This is a genomic window from Mycobacterium sp. PDNC021 (assembly GCF_048282635.1).
Taxonomy (GTDB): Bacteria; Actinomycetota; Actinomycetes; order Mycobacteriales; family Mycobacteriaceae; genus Mycobacterium; species Mycobacterium llatzerense.
In genome coordinates this window covers 1,351,075-1,371,213 of sequence record NZ_CP182502.1, presented here as the reverse complement: position 1 = coordinate 1,371,213, position 20,139 = coordinate 1,351,075, and the positions used below count along the sequence as shown (strand labels likewise).

Sequence of the window (20,139 nt, the reverse complement as noted above, 5' to 3'; positions counted from 1 at the left end):
GCAAACGGTTTTCATTAACACTAGCCCGCAGGAGCCGCCATGACCCGGACCAGCCTCATCGCCCTGTCCGCCCTCACCGCGCTGACCATCGCCGCCTGCGGGTCGCAAGGCGACTCCGCCCGTTCGGCGAAGGTCGTCGCCACCACCAACGTGTGGGGCAGCGTCGCCACCGCGGTCGCCGGCGGGCATGCCGACGTCAAGGCGATCCTCACCAACGACGCCGCCGACCCGCATTCGTTCGAAGCGAGCCCGGCCGACGCCGCAGCCATCGCCGACGCCACCTTGGTCGTCATCAACGGCGGCGGCTACGACCACTGGGCCGACGACGTGTTGAAGAACCACAACAACGTCACCACCGTGGATGCGTACTCGCTGCTGCCCCACAGCGCGGCGGGCGAGGCCAACGAGCACGTCTTCTACAACATGGCGGTGGCCAAGGCCGTCGCCGCCAAGATCGCCGACGACCTGGCCGGGTCCGATCCCGCGCACGCCGACGCCTACCGGGCCAATGCCGCGGAATTCGGCAAGAAGACCGACGAGATCGCGGCGACCGAGCACGCCATCGGTCAGAAGCATCCCGGCAGCGCGGTGGTCTCCACCGAACCCGTCGCGCACTACCTGCTGTCCGCCGCCGGCGTCGTCGACCGCACCCCGCACGGGTTCGCCGCCGCCGCCGAAGAAGGCCACGACCCCGCCCCGGCCGACGTGGCCGCCGTGCTCGACCTGATCAACGGCCACCAGGTCGACGCGCTGGTGGTGAACAAGCAGACCGAGACCGCCGTCACCAAGCAGCTGCAGGATGCCGCCCGCAAAGCGGCAGTGCCCATCGTCGAGGTCACCGAGACGCTGCCCGCCGGACAGGACTTCCTGACCTGGCAGCGCCAGACCGCCGAGGCACTGGCACACCAGTTGGATACCGCAGCCGTTGCGGCGCGATAAGCCGAGATAATTTGTAACCCGTGCCTACTGATCCCTCGTCCACCACGGCGGTCGCCGAACTGACCGGCGCGCGGCTGTCATTCGGTGACCGCGTGCTGTGGGACCGGCTGGATCTGACGGTGCGCCGCGGCGAGTTCATCGCGGTGCTCGGCCCGAACGGCACCGGCAAGACCTCACTGCTCAAGGTGCTGCTGCGCCAACAGCTGCTGACGGCCGGCCGGATGACCACCACCGGCGCCATCGGTTATGTCCCCCAACACCGCTCGCTGGACACCGGGCTGACGCTGCGCGGCCGCGATCTGGTCGGGCTCGGCTGCGACGGGCACCGCTGGGGTTTCGCCGGCCCACGGAAGCGGGCACAGCGGCGCGCCGTGGTGACGCAGGCCCTGGGCCAGGTCGACGGCGCCCGGCTGGCCGACGTCCCGGTGTCGGTGATGTCCGGCGGCGAACTACAGCGAGTCCGCATCGCGCAGGCCCTGGCCTCCGATCCCGCGCTGCTGCTGTGCGACGAACCGCTGCTCAACCTCGACCCGGCCAACGCGAAGCTGGTGTCGGGCCTGATCGACCAGCGCCGCAAGGACGCCGGCACCGCCGTCTTGTTCGTCACCCATGAGGTCAATCCCGTGCTGCAGTACGTGGACCGGGTGCTGTACCTGGTCGACGGCCGCTTCCGGATCGGCACCGTCGAGGAGGTCATGACGTCCGAGACGCTGTCCGCGCTGTACCGCGCCGACATCCAGGTCGCGCGGATCGGCGGCCAGTACGTCGTGGTCGGCCAGGACGGTGCAGGCGTAGACAACTCCGAGCATGCGAGCGGGCATTGTCATGAATGAGGCTGTGAATGCCTTTTGGAACCCCGCGCTGACCGCGGACCTGCTGAGCCGTGACTTCGTCCAGCAGGCGGTGCTGGCCGCGGCGCTGCTGGCGTTGCTCGGCGGCCTGATCGGTCCGTTCATCGTGATGCGGCAGATGTCGTTCGCGGTGCACGGCTCCAGCGAGCTGTCCCTGACCGGCGCCGCGTTCGCGCTGCTGACCGGGCTCAACGTCGGCCTCGGTGCCCTGGTCGGAAGTGCCCTGGCGGCAATCCTTTTCGGCATCCTGGGGCAGCGGTCGCGGGAACGGGACTCGGCCATCGGCGTCGTGCTGGCCTTCGGCCTGGGCCTGGCCGTGTTGTTCATCCACCTCTATCCCGGCCGGACCGGCACCAGTTTCGCGCTGCTCACCGGGCAGATCGTCGGCGTCGGCTATTCGGGTCTGACGCTGCTGGCAGTGGTCACCGTGCTGGTGGTCGCGATCCTCGCGGCCTGCTACCGGCCGCTGCTGTTCGCCACCGCCGACCCGGAAGTGGCTGCCGCACGCGGGGTTCCGGTGCGGGCGCTGGGCATCGTGTTCGCCGCACTGGTCGGCGTCGCGGCTGCCCAGGGCGTGCAGATCGTCGGGGCACTGCTGGTGATGTCGCTGTTGATCACCCCCGCCGCCGCGGCGGGCCGGGTGTTCAGCTCCCCCATCACCACGATGGTGGCGTCGGTGGTGTTCGCCGAGATCGCCGCAGTCGGCGGCATCGTGCTGTCACTGGCGCCGGGCGTCCCGGTGTCGGTCTTCGTGACGTCGATCTCGTTCGGTATCTACCTGCTGTGCTGGGGCGCCGGAAAGCTCAGTCGCCGGTAGCCACCGCTCGGCCCGGCTCGTTGCTCCACTGCGACCACGAGCCGGGGAACAGCGCCACCTCTCGACCCGCGGCCGCCAGCGCGGCCACCGCCACGGCCGCGGTGACGCCCGATCCGCAATAGACAGCGTCCACGTCGGCGCCGTCGGTGCGCAGCGTGCCGTCGGCGGCCAGCACGCTCGGCAGATTGACCGCGCCCGGAATGTGTCCAGCCACGGGATCGATGGGTTCGACGTCGCCGCGGAACCGTTCCGGCGCGCGGACGTCACCCAAACGCGGCCCCAGCGCAGCGGCCTCATCGGCGGTCAAGGTGGGCATCGCACCGGCGTAGAGGTCCTGGTGGGTGACGGTGACGTCGCCCGGTTCCGGCTCGACGTCGCCACGGTCCAGCGGCCCGCCCGAGGTGGTCCACGCCGCCAGCCCGCCGTCCAGGATGCGGACGTTCTCGATGCCCGCGGCGCGCAGCACCCACCAGGCGCGAGCCGAGCCGGCGCGGTTCCAGTCGTCGTAGATGACAGTCGGCACGCCCTGGCGGACACCCCACCGGCGCCCGGCCTCCTGCACCGCGGCACCCGACGGCAGCGGATGACGGCCCCGCCCTGTCACGGTGTGGTCGGACAGCTCGTCCTCCAGCGAGACGTACACCGCGTCGGGAATGTGCCCGGCCAGGTAGTCGTCGCGGCCGTCGGGCTTCGCTAGCTGCCAGCGCACGTCGAGCAGCGTCACGTCGCCGGCGGCGATCAGCTGGGCCAGACCGAAGGCGGTGATGAGAACGTCGTCACGAGTGGACATGGCGGCAAGCCTAGGCTGGCAGACATGTCAGCGGTGGACCTCAATGCCGATCTCGGCGAAAGCTTCGGGGTGTGGCGCCTTGGTGACGACGACGCCATGCTCGATCTGGTCACCAGCGCGAACATCGCCTGTGGGTTCCATGCCGGCGACCCGGCCGGGCTGCTGCGGGTCTGCCGGGCCGCCGCCGAGCGCGGCGTTCGGATCGGCGCGCAGGTGGGCTATCCCGATCTGGCGGGCTTCGGCCGCCGCCACATCGACGTCGCCGCCGAAGACCTCACCGCTGACGTGATCTATCAGATCGGCGCCTTGCAGGCCCTGGCCCAGGTTGCCGGGTCGACCGTCAGCTACGTCAAACCCCATGGCGCCCTGTACAACACGATCGTCACCGACCATGCGCAGGCGCGCGCGGTGGCCGCCGCGGTGCATGCAGTGGATCCTTCGCTGCCGGTGTTGGGGCTGGCCGGTTCGGCATTCTTCGCCGCCGCCGGCGAGCTCGGATTGCGCACCGTGCCCGAGGCTTTCGCAGACCGCTCGTATCGCCCCGACGGACAACTGGTGCCGCGCACGGGGCGCAATGCGGTGCTGCACAACGTTTCGACCATCGCCGATCGGGTGGCCTCCATGGTGACCGCGGGACGGGTTGCCGCCGTCGACGGCTCCACCATCAAGATCACCGTGAATTCGATTTGTGTCCACGGCGATTCGCCTGGCGCCGTCGACATCGCCCGCGCGGTCCACGAACGCCTGACCGCAGAGAACGTACAGATCGAGGCCTTCAGCTGATGCGACTGAAACTTGGCCGGCCCGACCTGGCCTCCTATAGCCGCTACTTCGATCAGCCTGCCGCAGACGTCGGCTCGCCGCTGACCGTCACCTGGGCGGGCGTCACCACGATGCTGGTCACCGCGACGGATTCGGCCGGTTCGACGTCAGCCCTATTGACCGACGGCTTCTTCTCCCGGCCGAGTCTGCTGTCGGTCGGATTGGGCAAGTTGAGCCCGGCACTACCTCGCATTGATGGCTGCCTGCACCGGCTCGGCATCGACCGACTGGACGCGGTGCTGCCGGTGCACACCCATTTCGACCACGCCATGGACTCCGCGGCCGTCGCAGCGCGGACCGGCGCGAAACTGGTCGGCGGTACCTCGGCCGCCTTCATCGGCCGCGGCGGCGGGCTCACCGACTCTCAGCTGACCGTTGCCACCCCCGGCGAGTCGATCGCCTTGGGCGCCTTCGACGTAACGCTGTTCACCGGTCATCACTGCCCGCCGGACCGGTTCCCCGGCACCATCACCGCCCCGGTGGTGCCGCCGGTGCGGGCGTCGGCGTACAAGTGCGGCGAGGCCTGGTCGACGCTCATCGCGCACCGCACCAGCGGGCGCAGCCTGCTTGCCGTCGGCAGCGCCGGGTTCGTGCCGGGCGCCCTGGCCGGGCAGCACGCCGACGTGGTGTACCTCGGGATCGGGCAACTCGGCCTGCAGCCCGAGCGGTATCTCGTCGACTACTGGAACGAGACGGTCCGCTTGGTGAATGCGCGGCGCGTCATATTGACGCATTGGGACGACTTCTTCCGACCCCTGCACGAACCGCTGCGCGCCCTGCCCTACGTGGGCGACGACCTGGACGTCTCGATGCGGGTGCTGGGCCGCCTGGCCGCCGAAGATGGCCTGCCCCTGAATCTTCCGACGCTCTGGCAACGCGCCGATCCCTGGCTGTGAACACCGCGCTGCAGGAAGTCGGCCGACTGCTGCCCGTGGTCGGATTCCTGGCCGCCGTCCTGGTGCTCGCCAAACTCTGCGACGACGAAGGGCTGTTTCACGCCGCCGGCGTCTACATGGCCCGGCACAGCTGGGGCGCGGGACAGTCCGCAGCCCGGCGACTGCTGGCGACCGTGTTCCTGATCGCGGCCGGGACCACCGCCGTGCTGAGCCTCGACGCCACCGTCGTACTGCTGACGCCCGTCGTATTGTCGACCGCACGCACGCTTGGGGTGCCGGCGCGGCCGCACGGCTACGCCGCGGCGCACCTGGCCAACACCGCGTCGCTGCTGCTGCCGGTGTCGAATCTGACCAATCTGCTGGCGTTTTCGACCGCGGGCCTGAGCTTCACCAGGTTCACCGCGGCGATGACGCTGCCCTGGCTGCTCGCTGTAGCGGCCGAATTTGTCTTGCTGCGGTGGCTGTTCCGGCGTGACCTACGGGTCGCCATGGTCGACCGGCCGGCCCCACCCCCGCCGGAGATCCCGTACTTCGTCCTGACTGTATTGATCCTGACGCTCATCGGCTTCGGCGCGACGTCGCTGCTCGGACTGGCACCGGCCTGGGCCGCGTTCGCCGGCGCCGCGGTGCTCGCCATCCGGGCCGTCGTCCGCGGTCACGAGACGGTGTTCGGCATCGTGCGGGCAGCCAACGTGCCGTTCCTCGTCGCGGTACTGGCGCTGGGTGTGCTGGTGAGCGCGGTACTCGACCTCGGCCTGGGCCGCGCGGTGTCTGCGCTACTGCCGCACGGCACCACGCTGCCGGCCCTGCTCGGCATCGCCGCCGTGGCGGCGGTGCTGTCGAATCTGATCAACAACCTGCCCGCGGTGCTGGTGCTGCTGCCGCTGGTCGCCGGCGGCGGCCCGGTCGCGGTGCTTGCGGTACTCATCGGGGTCAACATCGGCCCCAATCTGACCTACCCGGGATCGCTGTCGAACCTGTTGTGGCGCAACGTGGTCCGCCCAGAGATGACCGCGAGGACCCGGGAGTTCACGGCCGTCGGGCTGGTCACGGTGCCGGTCACGCTGGTTTTGGCGGTGACCGGATTATGGTTGGGCTGTTCGTTGTTGGGGATGCACTGATACCGGAAGGGCTTGGCAGATCGTGGCCGACAGCTGGAACCAGCAGATCATCGATGAATTCCGCGCCAACGGCGGCAAGGTCGGCGGCCAGTTCGCGAACCTGACGCTGCTGGTACTGCACACCACCGGAGCCAAGAGCGGTCAGCCGCGGGTGAACCCGGCGGCCACCTTCGACGTCGACGGCAAGCTGTGGATCGTCGGCTCCGCCGGCGGCGCGGACGCCGACCCGGCGTGGGTGCACAACCTGCGGGCAAACCCCAACGCCCACGTCGAAATCGGCACCGACGAATACGACGTCGTGGCGCGTGAACTGCCCCGTGCGGAGCGCGACACCGCCTACGCCCACATCGTCGAGCGCGCGCCCGGATTCGCCGAGTACGAGAAGAAGACCGACCGCCTCATCCCGGTCTTCGAGCTGCAGCGCCGCTGAATCAGCGCGGTTACCTGGACGAGAACAGCGCCCGTCGATTCGTAGCCGGGCGGCGTTGCGGCCGAGCGGACCAGGCGCTTCGTAGGCAAGATGGCAGTCGTGGACGTGAGCCGCAGAACGCTGATTGTGGGAGGTACGTCGGCGCTCGTCGGCGCAGGCGTCGGAGCCGGCGCCACCGGGTACTTCGCCACCAAGCACACCGGTCCGATGCTGTGGCAGCGCGCTGACCACAGCGGCGCACCACCGGTCACGGGATTGCACACCCAGTTCGGCGCCGACGCAGCCACCGAGGCCGTGGTGTCCTGGCACACCGCCGCCGCGGTCAGGAACCCCCGCATCACGGTGGGCACCCCCGACGACGGGTTCGGCAATGCCGTCGCAGCCGAGACCGTCACCTACCGAGATGCGGCCTCCCGCACCGAGATTCGCGTCCACCACGCCCGGTTGACCGGCCTGGCACCCGACACCGACTACGTCTACGCCGCTGTACATGACGGCGCCAGTCCCGAGCTGGGCACAGTGCGTACCGCACCTCGGGGCCGGGCGCCCATCCGTTTCAGCAGCTTCGGCGATCAGTCGACCCCCATGCTGGACGCCAAGGTGGCGGCATCCTTCGGCAGCGACCACGTCGGGTCCCCGGCCGCGGGTGACATCACGACCGCCGTCGAGCGGGTGGCCCCGCTGTTCCACCTGGTCAACGGCGACCTCTGCTATGCCAACCTCGCTCACGACCGGGTCCGCACCTGGTCGGAGTGGTTCGAGAACAATACCCGGTCAGCGCGGTATCGACCGTGGATGCCGGCGCCGGGAAACCACGAGAACGAGTTGGGCAACGGTCCGATCGGCTACGGCGCCTACCAGGCCTATTTCGGGCTGCCGGACTCCGGTTCCGATCCCGAACTCCGCGGCCTGTGGTACGCCTTCACTGCCGGCTCGGTCCGCGTGATCATCCTGGCCAACGACGACGTGTGCTACCAGGACGGCGGCAACTCATACGTGCGCGGCTACTCGGGCGGAGCCCAAAAACGTTGGCTGGAACAAGAACTGGAGCGGACTCGGAGCAGCAAAGAGATCGATTGGGTGGTGGTGTGCATGCACCAGACGGCGGTCTCCACAGGCAACAAGACCAACGGCGCCGACCTGGGCATCCGCGAGAACTGGCTGCCTCTGTTCGACCGGTTCAACGTCGACCTCGTGGTCTGCGGGCACGAGCACCACTACGAGCGCAGCCATGCACTTCGCGGCACCTTACCGACCGACACCCTGACGCCGAATCCGGTTGATGCACAATCTGGTTCGATCGATACCAGCAAAGGCACAGTACATCTGGTCATCGGCGGCGGTGGCACGTCGATTCCGTCGAACGCGATGCTCTTTCCCGAGCCGCGATGCCGCGTCCTCATGTCCGTGGGCGAGGTGAACCCCGGCACCGGAAGAAAGACGCCGAACTACACCGAGGAAGTGGCGCCCTGGTCGGTCTTCCGGGACCGGGAAAATCCCTGCGGCTTCGTGGCTTTCGATGTCGATCCCGGCCGGCCTGGCGGCAATACGTCGATGGACGCCACCTACTACGCGGTGAGCGGTCCGTTCGGCGAGGTCCGGGCGGTCGACAAATTCACCCTCACGCGGCCCCGCACAGACCGCTAGTCCCTTCGCTGCCGGGCGATTTCGGCGAGCACCACACCGGCTGCCACCGACGCGTTGAGCGACTCGGTGGGTCCGGCCATCGGGATCGAGACGATGTGGTCGCAGTTCTCCCGCACCAATCGCGACAGGCCCTTGCCCTCGGAGCCCACGACGACGACCATCGGTCCGGAGGCGTCCAGCTCGTCCAGCGTGGTGTCGCCGCCGGCATCGAGCCCGACGACCGTCAAGCCGGCATCGGCCCAATCCTTCAGTGTCCGGTTCAGATTCGTGGCCCGCGACACCGGCAGCCGGGCCGCCGCGCCGGCGCTGGTGCGCCAGGCCACCGCGCTGACCGACGCCGAACGCCGCTGCGGGATCACCACGCCGTGCCCGCCGAACGCCGCCACCGAGCGCACGATGGCGCCCAGGTTGCGCGGGTCCGAGATGTTGTCGAGCGCGACCAACAACGCCGGCATGGAGTCGGTGGTCGCGGACTTCAGCAGATCGTCCGGATGTATGTACTGGTACGGCGGCACCTGCAGCGCGATGCCCTGGTGCATGCCGTTGCTGGTGATGCGGTCCAGGTCGTGGCGCTGCACCTCGAGGATCGCGATGCCGGCATCGCCTGCCCGAGTGACGGATTCGGTCAGCCGCTCGTCGGCCTCGGTCCCGAGCACCACGTAGAGCGCGGTGGCGGGCACGCCGGCCCGCAGGCACTCCACCACCGGGTTGCGGCCGACCACGACCTCGACATCGTCGGTCTTCTTGTGCCGCCCCTGATTCGAGCGCGCGGTCTTCTGCGCAACCTTGTACGCCTTGTGATTCGGGCGCTGGTCGGCACGCGGGGTTGCGCCCTTGCCCTCGAGGCCGCGACGACGCTGACCCCCGGAGCCGACGGTCGGGCCCTTCTTGGTGCCGTCTTTACGAATTGCGCCGCGGCGCTGGGAGTTTCCAGCCATCGTCAGGCCCCATCAGTCAGGGCCCATTGCGGGCCATCAGCGGTATCGGTGACCTCGATGCCGGCCAGCTTCAACTGGTCGCGGATCGCGTCGGCGGCGGCCCAGTCGCGGTTCTCGCGGGCCTCGGTGCGGCTCTTGAGCGCCCACTGCACCAGGGCGTCAACAGCATTCAGTGCGGCGGACGTCTCGTCGCGGGTTTCCCAGCGCTCATCGAGCGGATCGCAGCCCAGGATGCCCATCATGGCCCGGATCGACGACGCAGCCTCCATCGCGCCGGTGTGATCACCGGCGTCCAGTGCCCGGTTGCCATCCGCGCGGGCGGCGTGCACCTCGGCCAACGCCGCGGGCACCGCCAGGTCGTCATCCAGTGCGGCCGCGAACTTCTCGGTCCAGGTACCGACCTCGACGGCACCCACCCGGGTGCGGACCCGGTGCAGGAATTCCTCGATGCCGGTGTAGGCCTTGGCCGCGTCCTGCAGTGAGTTCTCGGAGAACTCCAGCATGGACCGGTAGTGCGCGCTGCCCAGGTAGTAGCGCAGCTCGGCAGCCCGAACCCGTTGTAGCACAGCCGGAATCGCCAGGACGTTGCCCAGCGACTTGCTCATCTTCTCGCCGCCCATGGTGACCCAGCCGTTGTGCAGCCAGAATCGCGCGAACTCGTCACCGCAGGCGTTGGCCTGGGCGGTCTCGTTCTCGTGATGCGGGAAGATCAGGTCCATACCGCCGGCATGGATGTCGAACTCGGAGCCCAGGTACTCCTGGCACATCGCGACGCACTCGGTGTGCCAGCCGGGGCGGCCCCGGCCCCACGGCGTCGGCCACGACGGCTCGCCCGGCTTGGCGCCCTTCCACAGGGTGAAGTCCCGGGGGTCGCGCTTGCCGGTCGCCACGCCCTCGCCCTGGTGCACGTCGTCGATGCGGTGGCCCGAGAGCTTGCCGTAGTCGGGCAGGCTCAACACGTCGAAGTAGACGTCGCCATTGGCGGCGTAGGCATGCCCGCGCTCGATCAGTTTGTCGATGACCTCGACCATCTGGGTGATGTGTCCGGTCGCCCGCGGCTCAGCCGACGGCGGCAGCACCCCCAGCGCGTCGTAGGCGGCCGTGAAGGCCCGCTCGAAGGTGGCGGCCCACTCCCACCACGGCCGGCCGGCGTCGGCAGCCTTGTTGAGAATCTTGTCGTCGATGTCGGTGACGTTCCGGATGAACGCGACGTCGTAGCCCTTGGCCGTCAGCCAGCGCCGCAGCACGTCGAACGCGACGCCGCTGCGCACATGGCCGATATGGGGCAGGCCCTGCACAGTTGCGCCGCACAGGTAGATGGATGCGTGTCCGGGCCGCACCGGGGTGAAGTCCCGCACGGCACCGGTCATGGTGTCGTAGAGCCGTAGGCCCTCGAGACGGTGTTCGGTCACGACGGGCCAGCTTACCGGCCTAATCGAGCGAGACCACCAGCGCCGTCGCAATCGCGGCCAGACCCTCGCCCCGGCCGGTCAGTCCGAGGCCGTCGGTGGTGGTCGCCGAAACCGAGACAGGAGCGTCCAGCAGCGCCGACAGCACCTGCTGCGCCTCTTCCCTGCGGGGAGCGATTTTCGGGCGGTTACCGATCACCTGGACCGCCGCATTGCCCACGCGGAATCCGGCAGCGGCCAGCAGCGTGGAGACATGTTTGAGCATGTCGGCGCCAGTGACGCCGCGCCATTCGGGACGGTCGGTGCCGAAGACACTGCCCAGGTCGCCGAGCCCGGCCGCACTCAGCAGAGCATCACAGAGTGCGTGCGCGGCCACGTCGCCGTCAGAGTGCCCGGCACAGCCGTCAACACCTTCGAATGACAGGCAGAGCAGCCAGCACGGCCGCCCTGCCTCGATGGGATGTACGTCGGTACCGAGACCGATACGGAAGTTCACTGCTCCGTTGGGGCTGGCGTTCAGGACGCCGCGGCGAGGACCTCGTCCAGGATGGTGGAGGCCTTCGCGTCATCGGTGTTCTCGGCCAGAGCCAGTTCACCGACCAGGATTTGACGAGCCTTGGCCAGCATGCGCTTCTCGCCGGCGGACAGACCGCGCTCCTGATCACGACGCCACAGGTCGCGAACGACCTCGGCGACCTTGTTCACATCACCGGAGGCCAGCTTCTCCAGGTTCGCCTTGTATCGACGGGACCAGTTGGTCGGCTCCTCGGTGTGCGGGGCGCGCAGCACCTGGAACACCTTGTCGAGGCCTTCCTGACCCACCACGTCGCGAACACCGACGTATTCAGCGTTTTCTGCGGGTACTCGAACGGTCAGATCGCCCTGCGCAACCTTGAGGACGAGATATTCTTTCTGCTCGCCTTTGATGGTCCGGGTTTCAATCGCCTCGATCAATGCTGCACCGTGGTGTGGGTAAACGACGGTGTCTCCGACCTTGAAAATCATCAGATTCGGGCCCCTTTCACATAGCAATGTTAGCACGGGCGTCGGACACCCGCGGATCAACAATGCAGGTCAGGGGCCATGCAGATGCGTGAAAGGGGTTGACAGGGCGGCATTTACGTGCAGTGGCGAGGGCCACAATACGGCCGAATTGCACCCGATTAACGTCCCATTCACCGGTCATTCGCGGCCGGAACCACGCCTGAACCAGGCCGATAGCGGGCCTCCGCTACCGCCGCCCACGGCCACCTACTACTCTGCATAGTCGAACGCCGGACCAGTCCGGGGAGCACAGCAGACATACCCAAGGCCGTCACGCGCATCGCCGCTGGCGCCCAAGCAGGAGGCTTGAGTGAACCGCATGAAATCGCGCACTTCTGCCGTCACGCTGGCCGCCTTCGGGCTGGCCACCGCGGTGACGCTCACCGGCTGCAGCGCTGGCCAGGTCTCGCAGAGCGCGAACCAGCTGCCTGCGGTCAACGGCACCGCCACCAGCATCGGTGACGAGAAGGCCGGTGTGGACCTGCGCAACGTGTACCTGCGCGCCCCGCAGACCCGCGACTTCGTCAAGCCCGGCACCATGGTCGAGCTGCTGTTCGTCGCCACCAACAAGTCGCCCGACAACCCCGACAAGCTGGTCGGCATCACCTCGGACACCGGTGAGGTGCTGGTCAACGGCGGCACCACCGTGCCCGCCGGCGGCGTGCTGCTGGTCGGCACCCCGGACGGCCAGAAGCAGACCCTGCCGCGCTCCGAGGACGCCACGACCTCCATCGCGATGGTGGCGCTGACCAAGCCGATCTCCAACGGCCTGAACTACAGCTTCACGTTCAAGTTCCAGAACGCCGGCGAGAAGACCATCGAGGTCCCGATCTCCGCAGGCGAAGCCCCGCGCCGCGAGGCCGGCGCCGGAGAAGCTGCTCCGGCCCCCGCCGGCGGCGGCGAGGGACACCACTAACCCCTTCGCGCCTGCGCGATTCTGTCGGTACCAACGACTAAGTTCGCGGCATGGCCAGAACCGGTTCGAAAGTACGTTCGCAGTTTCGGTGCTCGGAGTGCCAGCACACCACGGCCAAATGGGTGGGACGCTGCCCGGACTGCGGCACCTGGGGCACGGTCAATGAAGTAGCGGTTCTGAGCTCGTTGACGCCCGCGACGCACCGGGCTGTCGCGCCCACCTCCCCTGCCGTTCCGATCAGCTCGATCGATCCGGGCACCACCAGGCACTTCCACACCGGGATCAGCGAATTGGACCGGGTGCTGGGCGGCGGTGTGGTGCCGGGTTCGGTGACGCTGCTGGCCGGCGATCCCGGCGTCGGCAAGTCGACGCTGCTGCTCGAAGTCGCACATCGCTGGGCCATGTCCGGGCGACGGGCGCTCTATCTGTCCGGCGAAGAATCGGCAGGGCAGATCCGGTTGCGCGCCGAGCGCACCGGTTGCACCCACGACGACGTCTACCTGGCCGCCGAGTCCGACCTGCAGACCGCGCTCGGCCACATCGAGGCGGTCCAGCCCACTTTGGTGGTGGTGGATTCTGTGCAGACCATGTCGACCGCCGAGACCGACGGCGTCACCGGCGGCGTGACGCAGGTCCGCGCCGTCACCGCCGCGCTCACCATGGCCGCCAAGACGACGGGCATCGCCATGGTCCTGGTCGGCCATGTCACCAAGGACGGCGCCATCGCCGGGCCGCGCTCGCTCGAGCACCTGGTGGACGTGGTGCTGCACTTCGAAGGCGACCGCGCCTCGACTCTGCGCATGGTCCGCGGCGTCAAGAACCGCTTCGGCGCGGCCGACGAGGTCGGCTGTTTCATGTTGCACGACAACGGAATCGAGTGCGTCGCCGACCCGTCGGGGCTGTTCCTCGACCAGCGGCCGGCCCCGGTGTCCGGCACCGCGGTGACGGTCAGCCTGGACGGCAAGCGGCCGCTGATCGGTGAGGTGCAGGCACTGATCGGATCGCCGTCGGCAGGCTCACCGCGCCGCGCGGTCAGCGGCATCGACTCGGCCCGCGCGGCCATGATCACCGCGGTGCTGGAGAAGCGGGCGCGCCTGCCCGTCGGTACCAACGACATCTACCTGTCCACGGTCGGCGGTATGCGGTTGACCGACCCGTCGTCGGATCTGGCGGTGGCGCTGGCCATCGCGTCGGCGTACACGGACCTGCCGCTGCCGGCCACCGCGATCGCCATCGGCGAGGTGGGTCTGGCCGGCGATCTGCGCCGCGTCACCGGCATGGACCGCAGGCTCGCCGAGGCCGCCCGACTCGGCTTCACGACAGCCGTGGTGCCCACCGGAACCGAGTCGCCACCGCGCGGTCTTCGGGTCCTGCCGGCCGAGAACATCACCGCGGCGTTGCGGGTGTTGCGCAAGATCACAGAGAATGTGGACCGGACCGGGTAGAGCCCGGCCGGAAACCCGAGGAGTACACCGATGTCGGTGAAATCGGCCAATCGGTCCGGACGGGGCAACGTCGTGCACCTGGCCCGACCGACGCTGCGCGAGACGTTGGGCAAGCTGGCGCCCGGAACGCCGCTGCGAGACGGTCTGGAGCGGATCCTGCGTGGCCGTACCGGTGGGCTGATCGTGCTGGGCTACGACGACAGCGTCGAGGCCATCTGCGACGGTGGCTTCCCGCTGGACGTCCGGTTCGCACCGACCCGGCTGCGCGAGCTGTCGAAGATGGACGGCGCCGTCGTGCTCTCCAGCGACCTGACCCGGATCCTGCGGGCCAACGTGCAGCTGGTGCCCGACCCCTCCATCCCCACCGACGAGTCCGGCACGCGGCACCGCTCTGCCGAGCGCGCGGCCATCCAGACCGGATTCCCGGTGGTGTCCGTCAGCCACTCGATGAGCATCGTGACGGTCTACGTGGCCGGTGAACGCCACGTCGTACCGGAAACCCCGACCATCCTGTCGCGCGCCAACCAGACCATCGCGACCCTGGAGCGCTACAAGTTCCGGCTCGACGAAGTCAGCAAGCAGCTGTCGATGGCCGAGATCGAGGATTTCGTGACACTGCGCGACGTCATGACCGTCGTGCAGCGCATGGAGATGGTTCGCCGGATCAGCCTCGAGATCGACGCCGACGTCGTCGAGCTCGGTACCGACGGGCGTCAGCTCAAGCTGCAGCTCGACGAACTGGTCGGCGACAACGACGCCGCCCGCGAACTGATCGTCCGCGACTACCACGCCAACCCCGACCCACCGGCCGCCGATCAGGTGACCGCAACGCTCGAGGAACTCGATGCGCTGAGCGACAACGAACTTCTCGACTTCACCACGCTGGCAAGGGTTTTCGGCTATCCGTCGACGCCAGAGGCACAGGATTCGGCGATGAGCTCGCGCGGCTACCGCGCGATGGCGGGCATCCCGCGCCTGCAGTTCGCACACGTCGACCTGTTGGTGCGCTCGTTCGGATCGCTGCAGGGACTACTGGCCGCCAGCGCCGACGACCTGCAGTCGGTGGAGGGCATCGGGTCCATGTGGGCCCGCCACATCCGAGAAGGTCTGTCGCTGCTCGCCGAATCGACCATCGCCGACCGGCTCGCCTGAGATCAGTTGGCGGGTCCGGGCAGCGTCGGCTCGCCGGGCGCCGGTGCAGCCGGCGGTGGCGGAGCCTCGCCCGCGGGCGGCGCACCCGGTCCGGGCTGTTGGGCCTCGGACAGCACGAACGGCACCGGAGCCGACCGCAGGTTGCCCAGCTGGACCACCAGGTTGTAGGTGCCCGGCCCGATCGCCTGCCGCGGCAGCGGGCAGTTGGGCGCCGAGCCCATGCCGGTCCAGGTCACCTCGGTGGTCACCTGCTCGCCCGGCTTGAAGGCGCGGACCAGGGTCTCGTTCGACGGCGCGCAATCCAGGTTGGACCACAGCCGGTTGTTGTCCAGCGAGTAGACGTATGCGGCCAGCACAGCGGCACCGACGTCACGCTTGCACTCGACCAGGCCGATGTTGGTGACCACCATGGTGAACTTCGGCTGATCGCCGATCACGTAGTTCGGCTGGTTGGTGATGCCCTTGGCCGCGAGCGTGGTGTCCGGGCAGTCGTCGCCCGCCTTGAGCACCGGCGGCGGGGTGACCGCGGTGGTCGGGGTCGGCGTCGGCGCGGGAGACGCGTTCGGCGGCGGCTCGATCGGACTCTTCACCCCGGGCGTCTCGCCGGGCAGCGGTGTCGCGGACGTCGACGTCTTCGCGGTGGGCTGAGTCTGCTTGGAGTCGCCGGTGCTGTTGCTGAAGACCACGACCCCGATGATCACAACCAGGAGCAGGACGACAGCGCCGACACCGATGGCCAGCATCCGCCGTCGCCAATAGATTTGGGATGGCAGCGGGCCATGCGGTTCTAGATCCGGCACATTGTCACGGTAAGGGCACGAAACGTAGTGCGCCCTGACCCGGTGCGGCGTGTCGCCTGTGAACTGCGGTGTTGTTCGCCACGTCGGCGGGCCGGCTACTCGCCACGTCGGCGGGCCGACTACTCGCCGATGTCACCGACGTGGTCGCGCTTGGTCACCCGACCCTCGGCCAGGTGATAGGTCGCACCGACGATGGCGACCTTGCCCGATGCCAGCCGTTCGGCGATCATGTTGGACCGCTCGCTCAGCAGACGCACCGTTTCGTTGACGTGCTTGGCTTCGAGCTCGTCGACCTCGGTCAGCCCTTCGCGCCGGCCGACGAGGATCGACGGGGTGACGCGCTCGACGATGTCGCGGACATACCCGCCGGGCACCGCACCGTCGTCCAGCGCGGTGATGGTGGCCTTCACCGCGCCACAGCTGTCGTGGCCGAGGACCACGATCAGCGGTACTTCGAGGACTACGACGGCGTATTCGATGGACCCGATGACCGCGGAATCCAGGACGTGGCCGGCGGTGCGCACCACGAACATGTCGCCGAGGCCCTGATCGAAGATGATCTCGGCGGCGACGCGGCTGTCCGCACAGCCGAACAGCACTGCAGTCGGCTTCTGACCACCGGCCAACTGCGTCCGACGCTCGATGCTCTGGCTGGGATGCGCTGGTTCACCGGCAACGAATCGCTCGTTACCCTCTCTCAGTGCTTTCCAGGCGTTTATCGGGTTCGAGTTGGGCATGCCGCCCATTGTGCCCTCAACACATAGACGCTGCGCAATGAGTTCAGGGCAAATTCTCATCCCTGCCGACGAGCTCCTGGGTTGGTACCGCACTGCACAACGCGACCTGCCGTGGCGCGCCCCGGATGTGACTGCCTGGCAAATTCTGGTCAGCGAATTCATGTTGCAGCAGACCCCCGTGTCACGGGTCGAGCCGATCTGGCGGGACTGGATCGCGCGCTGGCCCACCCCGTCCGCGACCGCCGCGGCCGGCGCGGCGGACGTACTCCGGGCCTGGGGCAAGCTGGGTTATCCGCGCCGCGCCAAGCGATTACACGAATGCGCAGAGGTCATCAGCACCGAGCATGGCGACGTGGTGCCCCGCGACGTCGAGACCCTGCTGACGCTGCCGGGCGTCGGTGCCTACACCGCGCGGGCCGTCGCCTGTTTCGCGTATCAACAGGACGTCCCCGTGGTCGACACCAATGTGCGCCGGGTGGTGGCGCGCGTGGTGCGCGGCGTGGCCGACACCCCGGCGCGCACCCGCGACCTCGACGACGTCGCGGCACTCCTGCCGAAAGACGCTACGGCGCATGTGTTTTCGGCGGCACTCATGGAGCTCGGTGCGATCGTCTGCACTGCCCGCAATCCGAAATGCGGGGTATGCCCGTTGACGACGTGCGCCTGGCGGAGCGCAGGTCATCCAGAGCTGGACACGCCGACGCGTCCGGTGCAGAAATACGCCGGCACCGATCGCCAGGTTCGCGGCCGGCTACTGGATGTGTTGCGCGGCAGCGCAACTCCGGTGACCCGGGCGCAATTGGATGTGGCCTGGCTCACCGATACCGCGCAACGTGACCGGGCACTGGACTCACTGCTGGTCGACGGCCTGGTCGAGCAAACCGCCGATGACCGATATGCGCTGGCAGGCGAGGGCGAGAACTAACACCGATCGCCGCTTTACATGAGAACGGCATGAAATCACGCGCTTTCCGATGAGAACGGCATGAGTCAGTACCACACGCCGTGATCCTCGGATAGAACGGAAGCATGACCGCATACCGAATTTCAGGTGAACAGAAAGTTAACAACCGTCGTCGCGGCCTCGTCATCGCTGGAGCCGCGGCAGCCGCCTTTGCCGCAGTGGCCATCTCGCCCGCAGTGGGCACAGCGTCGGCGCTGCCGACCGGCGGAGGGTCCGCCGTCGACACCATCAATGAGCTGCAGTCCCGCGGCTACCACGTCCAGGTCAACACCAGCACCTCTGGGCCGCTGTCCGCGTGCTCGGTGACCGATGTGCACGGGTTGTCCGGCTCCAACGTCGACAACCGGGGCCAGCGAATCAACTCCGGCCAGTTCGACACCGTGTACGTCAACGTGCAGTGCCGGCCGCAGGGCTAGCCATCCCGTTGTGACGCAAGCCCGATCGGGCAGGAGAACCGTCGACGGTAATCCGACGGATTGACGCCGACAACGCGCCGGAAATGGTGCCGCAGCAGAGTTGCGGTACCAAATCCGGCCTTGTCGGCCACCCGATCCACATCGAGATCCGTCTCCTCCAGCAGCCTGCGGGCATAGAGGACACGCTGGTCGGTGACCCACTGCATGGGCGTCCGCCCGGTCTCCTCGACGAAACGTCGCGCGAACGTACGCCCCGACATGCTCGCCCGTTTGGCCAGGCTGTCCACCGTGTGTGGGACGCGCAGGTTGGTCAGAATCCAATCCAGATGGGGCGCAAAGCCTTCCGAGCACCGCACCGGGATCGGCTGCTCGATGAACTGACGCTGCCCGCCGTCACGCTGCGGCGGCACGACCATGCGCCGCGCAATCTTGTTGGTGATCTCGCTGCCCAACTCGCGGCGCACCAGATGCAGACAGGCGTCGATGCCTGCCGCGGTCCCCGCGCTGCTGATCAGATTCCCGTCGTCGACGAACAGGACGTCGCGATCGACCCGCGCGGTCGGGAATTGCCGGGCCAGCCGATCCGAGTGCATCCAGTGCGTGGTGCAGGCGCGACCGTCGAGCAGTCCCGCTGCGCCTGCGACGAAGACTCCCGAGCAGATGGTCAGGATGATCGAACCGGAGTCCGCGGCGGTGCGCACGGCATCCAGCGCCGACTGCGGATAGTTGGGACCCGCCACCGCTGGAATGGCGACCAAGTCGGCCCCCAGGAGTTGGTCGATGCCGTGGTCGGGAATCAACGATGCACCGACCGACGTTCGTACCGGCCGCCCGGCCTCCGGTCCGCACACCTTGAAATCGAAGTTGGGCACGCCATCGCCCGATCGGTCGATGCCGAACACCTCACACACCACGCCGAACTCGAACGGCGCGACCCCGTCCATCACCAGGACCGAGACACTGTTGATCATGGCAGCATTTTATCGAATGCCGTCCGAACTGCCACTGTTTATTCGGTTGCCCCCGATTCGACAATTGTTGACATGAACACCGTCCTGACCCTGGTCGCGATGGTCGCGATCATGGTCGCCCCATTCGCACTCGGCGCCGCGCTGAGCGCCATCACCCGAAATCCCGGTGCGCGCAATGGTTTCGGCAACTTCAACTGGACCGACGTCGGCGACAGCCGCGACCTGGACCGCGCCGCGCACGACCTCGCCGCGGTCCGTTCCCGATTCGACTAGTCAGACGGACGCGAGAAAATCCTCGACCGCACGGCGGTACGCGTCCGGATCGTCGTCGTGCACCAGGTGCCCGGCGCCCGGAACTTCCAGATATGTTGTCCGGTAGCCGATCTCGGCCATCTTGCGCATCTGCCCCGGCGGTGCGACCGAGTTCCCTGCCTCGATGAGCAGCGTCGGCACCCGCACTGCCGCCCACTGCTGCCAGTAGTCCCGGGTGCCCCATTCGGCGGCGATCGCCACCCAGTGCCCGGCCTCGCCGTGCAGCCGCCAGCCGGTCTCGGTGCGGTCGAAGGCGTCCAGGAAATACTGGCCGGCGATCGGGCCGAACAGGTCCAAAACCTCTTGCGCCGAATTGAATTCGGCCGGAATGGAGTGGGTCCACGGATCCCAGGCGCCGATGGTGAAGCCGACGAAGTCCGCGGCCATGTCCTCGACCACCAGCGCGGTGACCAGTTCCGGATGGGCCGCAGCCAGACACCAGCTGTGCAGCCCACCCATCGAATGTCCGATCAACCGCGCCGGGCGCCCCAGCGAGCCGACCGCGTCGGCCAGGTCGGCGACGAACCGTTCGGTGCTGATCGGCTCGGAATCGTGGACCCCGCGGCCGCGATGCCACGGCGCGTCGTAGGTGTAGACCTCGCCCAGGTCGGTCAACCAAGGCAACTGCCGGTCCCACGTCGTCCCCCGGCCCATCAATCCGTGCACCAGCACAATCGGCTCGCCGGTACCACCGCGGGCGGTGAGCAGGTCGGTCGTCATAG

Annotated in this window: 22 protein-coding genes and 1 pseudogene; 14 read left to right on the top strand and 9 right to left on the bottom strand. The window is 68.2% G+C overall.

The window, feature by feature from the left end:
- Positions 1-39 precede the first annotated feature (39 nt).
- Genes ACNO8X_RS06335 through ACNO8X_RS06325 form a run of 3 tightly spaced genes read left to right on the top strand, consistent with a single transcriptional unit; the run spans position 40 to position 2,607 of the window.
- A complete protein-coding gene (locus tag ACNO8X_RS06335) occupies positions 40-939 on the top strand; it encodes a metal ABC transporter solute-binding protein, Zn/Mn family (protein ID WP_418004605.1) in 900 nt (299 codons plus the stop codon).
- Between the two features lie 20 nt (positions 940-959).
- On the top strand, positions 960-1,772 hold the full coding sequence (locus ACNO8X_RS06330; protein ID WP_260936327.1) for a metal ABC transporter ATP-binding protein: 813 nt from the start codon (positions 960-962) through the stop codon (positions 1,770-1,772).
- Between the two features lie 4 nt (positions 1,773-1,776).
- Entirely contained in the window at positions 1,777-2,607 is an 831-nt protein-coding gene (locus ACNO8X_RS06325) for a metal ABC transporter permease (protein ID WP_418004604.1), read from the top strand.
- Here ACNO8X_RS06325 and ACNO8X_RS06320 read toward each other — a convergent pair.
- Positions 2,594-3,397 (bottom strand): sulfurtransferase, encoded by an 804-nt coding sequence (locus tag ACNO8X_RS06320; protein ID WP_418004603.1) that lies wholly within the window; start codon positions 3,395-3,397, stop codon positions 2,594-2,596. The two genes, ACNO8X_RS06325 and ACNO8X_RS06320, sit on opposite strands and share 14 nt — an antisense overlap.
- A 24-nt stretch (positions 3,398-3,421) precedes the next feature.
- Between ACNO8X_RS06320 and ACNO8X_RS06315 the strand changes: the two genes are divergently transcribed.
- From ACNO8X_RS06315 to ACNO8X_RS06295, 5 genes and pseudogenes are all read left to right on the top strand, one after another.
- Positions 3,422-4,180, top strand: coding sequence for a LamB/YcsF family protein (locus ACNO8X_RS06315; protein ID WP_418004602.1), 759 nt, complete (start codon positions 3,422-3,424; stop codon positions 4,178-4,180).
- Positions 4,180-5,115 (top strand): MBL fold metallo-hydrolase, encoded by a 936-nt coding sequence (locus tag ACNO8X_RS06310; RefSeq protein ID WP_418004601.1) that lies wholly within the window; start codon positions 4,180-4,182, stop codon positions 5,113-5,115. Before ACNO8X_RS06315 ends, ACNO8X_RS06310 begins: the two co-directional genes overlap by 1 nt.
- Positions 5,058-6,236 (top strand): annotated as a pseudogene (locus tag ACNO8X_RS06305) (SLC13 family permease); the annotation flags it as partial. The gene ACNO8X_RS06310 and the pseudogene ACNO8X_RS06305, both read left to right, overlap by 58 nt.
- A gap of 22 nt (positions 6,237-6,258) precedes the next feature.
- Positions 6,259-6,666 (top strand): nitroreductase family deazaflavin-dependent oxidoreductase, encoded by a 408-nt coding sequence (locus ACNO8X_RS06300; protein WP_418004600.1) that lies wholly within the window; start codon positions 6,259-6,261, stop codon positions 6,664-6,666.
- A 90-nt stretch (positions 6,667-6,756) separates the two neighbouring features.
- Positions 6,757-8,313: a purple acid phosphatase family protein gene (locus ACNO8X_RS06295; RefSeq protein WP_418004599.1), complete on the top strand. Its 1,557-nt coding sequence runs from the start codon at positions 6,757-6,759 to the stop codon at positions 8,311-8,313.
- Here the strand turns inward: ACNO8X_RS06295 and rlmB are convergent.
- The 4 genes from rlmB to carD are packed head-to-tail and all read right to left on the bottom strand — an operon-like array spanning position 8,310 to position 11,665.
- Entirely contained in the window at positions 8,310-9,251 is a 942-nt protein-coding gene (rlmB, locus tag ACNO8X_RS06290; protein ID WP_260936306.1) for a 23S rRNA (guanosine(2251)-2'-O)-methyltransferase RlmB, read from the bottom strand. The two genes, ACNO8X_RS06295 and rlmB, sit on opposite strands and share 4 nt — an antisense overlap.
- A 2-nt stretch (positions 9,252-9,253) precedes the next feature.
- On the bottom strand, positions 9,254-10,663 hold the full coding sequence (cysS, locus tag ACNO8X_RS06285; protein WP_418004598.1) for a cysteine--tRNA ligase: 1,410 nt from the start codon (positions 10,661-10,663) through the stop codon (positions 9,254-9,256).
- A gap of 19 nt (positions 10,664-10,682) precedes the next feature.
- Positions 10,683-11,156: a 2-C-methyl-D-erythritol 2,4-cyclodiphosphate synthase gene (gene ispF, locus ACNO8X_RS06280; RefSeq protein WP_071288447.1), complete on the bottom strand. Its 474-nt coding sequence runs from the start codon at positions 11,154-11,156 to the stop codon at positions 10,683-10,685.
- 20 nt (positions 11,157-11,176) lie between these two features.
- Positions 11,177-11,665 carry an RNA polymerase-binding transcription factor CarD gene (gene carD, locus ACNO8X_RS06275; RefSeq protein WP_043400059.1) on the bottom strand — a complete coding sequence of 163 codons (489 nt, stop codon included), beginning with the start codon at positions 11,663-11,665 and terminating at the stop codon, positions 11,177-11,179.
- A gap of 358 nt (positions 11,666-12,023) precedes the next feature.
- Between carD and ACNO8X_RS06270 the strand changes: the two genes are divergently transcribed.
- From ACNO8X_RS06270 to disA, 3 genes are all read left to right on the top strand, one after another.
- Complete coding sequence (locus ACNO8X_RS06270; protein ID WP_192830171.1) at positions 12,024-12,620, top strand: hypothetical protein; 597 nt, start codon at positions 12,024-12,026, stop codon at positions 12,618-12,620.
- Positions 12,621-12,670: 50 nt separating this feature from the next.
- A complete protein-coding gene (radA, locus tag ACNO8X_RS06265; RefSeq protein WP_418004597.1) occupies positions 12,671-14,065 on the top strand; it encodes a DNA repair protein RadA in 1,395 nt (464 codons plus the stop codon).
- 72 nt (positions 14,066-14,137) lie between these two features.
- A complete protein-coding gene (gene disA / locus ACNO8X_RS06260) occupies positions 14,138-15,217 on the top strand; it encodes a DNA integrity scanning diadenylate cyclase DisA (protein WP_197063852.1) in 1,080 nt (359 codons plus the stop codon).
- A gap of 2 nt (positions 15,218-15,219) precedes the next feature.
- Here the strand turns inward: disA and ACNO8X_RS06255 are convergent, their stop codons facing one another.
- Positions 15,220-16,017, bottom strand: a complete 798-nt coding sequence (locus ACNO8X_RS06255) for a hypothetical protein (RefSeq protein ID WP_043400068.1) — start codon at positions 16,015-16,017, stop codon at positions 15,220-15,222.
- 119 nt (positions 16,018-16,136) lie between these two features.
- Positions 16,137-16,754: a carbonic anhydrase gene (locus ACNO8X_RS06250; protein WP_043400125.1), complete on the bottom strand. Its 618-nt coding sequence runs from the start codon at positions 16,752-16,754 to the stop codon at positions 16,137-16,139.
- A 37-nt stretch (positions 16,755-16,791) separates the two neighbouring features.
- On the opposite strand from ACNO8X_RS06250, the gene ACNO8X_RS06245 reads away from it, so the two are divergent.
- Both ACNO8X_RS06245 and ACNO8X_RS06240 read left to right on the top strand, forming a co-directional pair.
- Positions 16,792-17,679, top strand: coding sequence for an A/G-specific adenine glycosylase (locus ACNO8X_RS06245; protein WP_418004596.1), 888 nt, complete (start codon positions 16,792-16,794; stop codon positions 17,677-17,679).
- Between the two features lie 104 nt (positions 17,680-17,783).
- Positions 17,784-18,134 (top strand): hypothetical protein, encoded by a 351-nt coding sequence (locus ACNO8X_RS06240; protein ID WP_260936283.1) that lies wholly within the window; start codon positions 17,784-17,786, stop codon positions 18,132-18,134.
- On the opposite strand, the gene ACNO8X_RS06235 is transcribed toward ACNO8X_RS06240, so the two are convergent.
- Positions 18,131-19,105: a GlxA family transcriptional regulator gene (locus tag ACNO8X_RS06235; protein ID WP_418004595.1), complete on the bottom strand. Its 975-nt coding sequence runs from the start codon at positions 19,103-19,105 to the stop codon at positions 18,131-18,133. The two genes, ACNO8X_RS06240 and ACNO8X_RS06235, sit on opposite strands and share 4 nt — an antisense overlap.
- A gap of 72 nt (positions 19,106-19,177) precedes the next feature.
- Between ACNO8X_RS06235 and ACNO8X_RS06230 the strand changes: the two genes are divergently transcribed.
- Positions 19,178-19,378 (top strand): hypothetical protein, encoded by a 201-nt coding sequence (locus tag ACNO8X_RS06230; protein ID WP_043400075.1) that lies wholly within the window; start codon positions 19,178-19,180, stop codon positions 19,376-19,378.
- Here the strand turns inward: ACNO8X_RS06230 and ACNO8X_RS06225 are convergent, their stop codons facing one another.
- Positions 19,379-20,137, bottom strand: a complete 759-nt coding sequence (locus ACNO8X_RS06225; RefSeq protein ID WP_418004594.1) for an alpha/beta fold hydrolase — start codon at positions 20,135-20,137, stop codon at positions 19,379-19,381. It abuts the gene before it with no gap.
- Positions 20,138-20,139: the final 2 nt, after the last annotated feature.

Coding starts and splice junctions, on each gene's coding strand:
- ACNO8X_RS06335 (WP_418004605.1), top strand. CDS start 40: ATGACCCGGACCAGCCTCATCGCCCTGTCCGCCCTCACCGCGCTGACC.
- ACNO8X_RS06320 (WP_418004603.1), bottom strand. CDS start 3,397: ATGTCCACTCGTGACGACGTTCTCATCACCGCCTTCGGTCTGGCCCAG.
- ACNO8X_RS06315 (WP_418004602.1), top strand. CDS start 3,422: ATGTCAGCGGTGGACCTCAATGCCGATCTCGGCGAAAGCTTCGGGGTG.
- ACNO8X_RS06310 (WP_418004601.1), top strand. CDS start 4,180: ATGCGACTGAAACTTGGCCGGCCCGACCTGGCCTCCTATAGCCGCTAC.
- ACNO8X_RS06295 (WP_418004599.1), top strand. CDS start 6,757: ATGGCAGTCGTGGACGTGAGCCGCAGAACGCTGATTGTGGGAGGTACG.
- rlmB (WP_260936306.1), bottom strand. CDS start 9,251: ATGGCTGGAAACTCCCAGCGCCGCGGCGCAATTCGTAAAGACGGCACC.
- carD (WP_043400059.1), bottom strand. CDS start 11,665: ATGATTTTCAAGGTCGGAGACACCGTCGTTTACCCACACCACGGTGCA.
- ACNO8X_RS06270 (WP_192830171.1), top strand. CDS start 12,024: ATGAAATCGCGCACTTCTGCCGTCACGCTGGCCGCCTTCGGGCTGGCC.
- radA (WP_418004597.1), top strand. CDS start 12,671: ATGGCCAGAACCGGTTCGAAAGTACGTTCGCAGTTTCGGTGCTCGGAG.
- ACNO8X_RS06250 (WP_043400125.1), bottom strand. CDS start 16,754: ATGCCCAACTCGAACCCGATAAACGCCTGGAAAGCACTGAGAGAGGGT.
- ACNO8X_RS06245 (WP_418004596.1), top strand. CDS start 16,792: ATGAGTTCAGGGCAAATTCTCATCCCTGCCGACGAGCTCCTGGGTTGG.
- ACNO8X_RS06240 (WP_260936283.1), top strand. CDS start 17,784: ATGACCGCATACCGAATTTCAGGTGAACAGAAAGTTAACAACCGTCGT.
- ACNO8X_RS06235 (WP_418004595.1), bottom strand. CDS start 19,105: ATGATCAACAGTGTCTCGGTCCTGGTGATGGACGGGGTCGCGCCGTTC.
- ACNO8X_RS06230 (WP_043400075.1), top strand. CDS start 19,178: ATGAACACCGTCCTGACCCTGGTCGCGATGGTCGCGATCATGGTCGCC.
- ACNO8X_RS06225 (WP_418004594.1), bottom strand. CDS start 20,137: ATGACGACCGACCTGCTCACCGCCCGCGGTGGTACCGGCGAGCCGATT.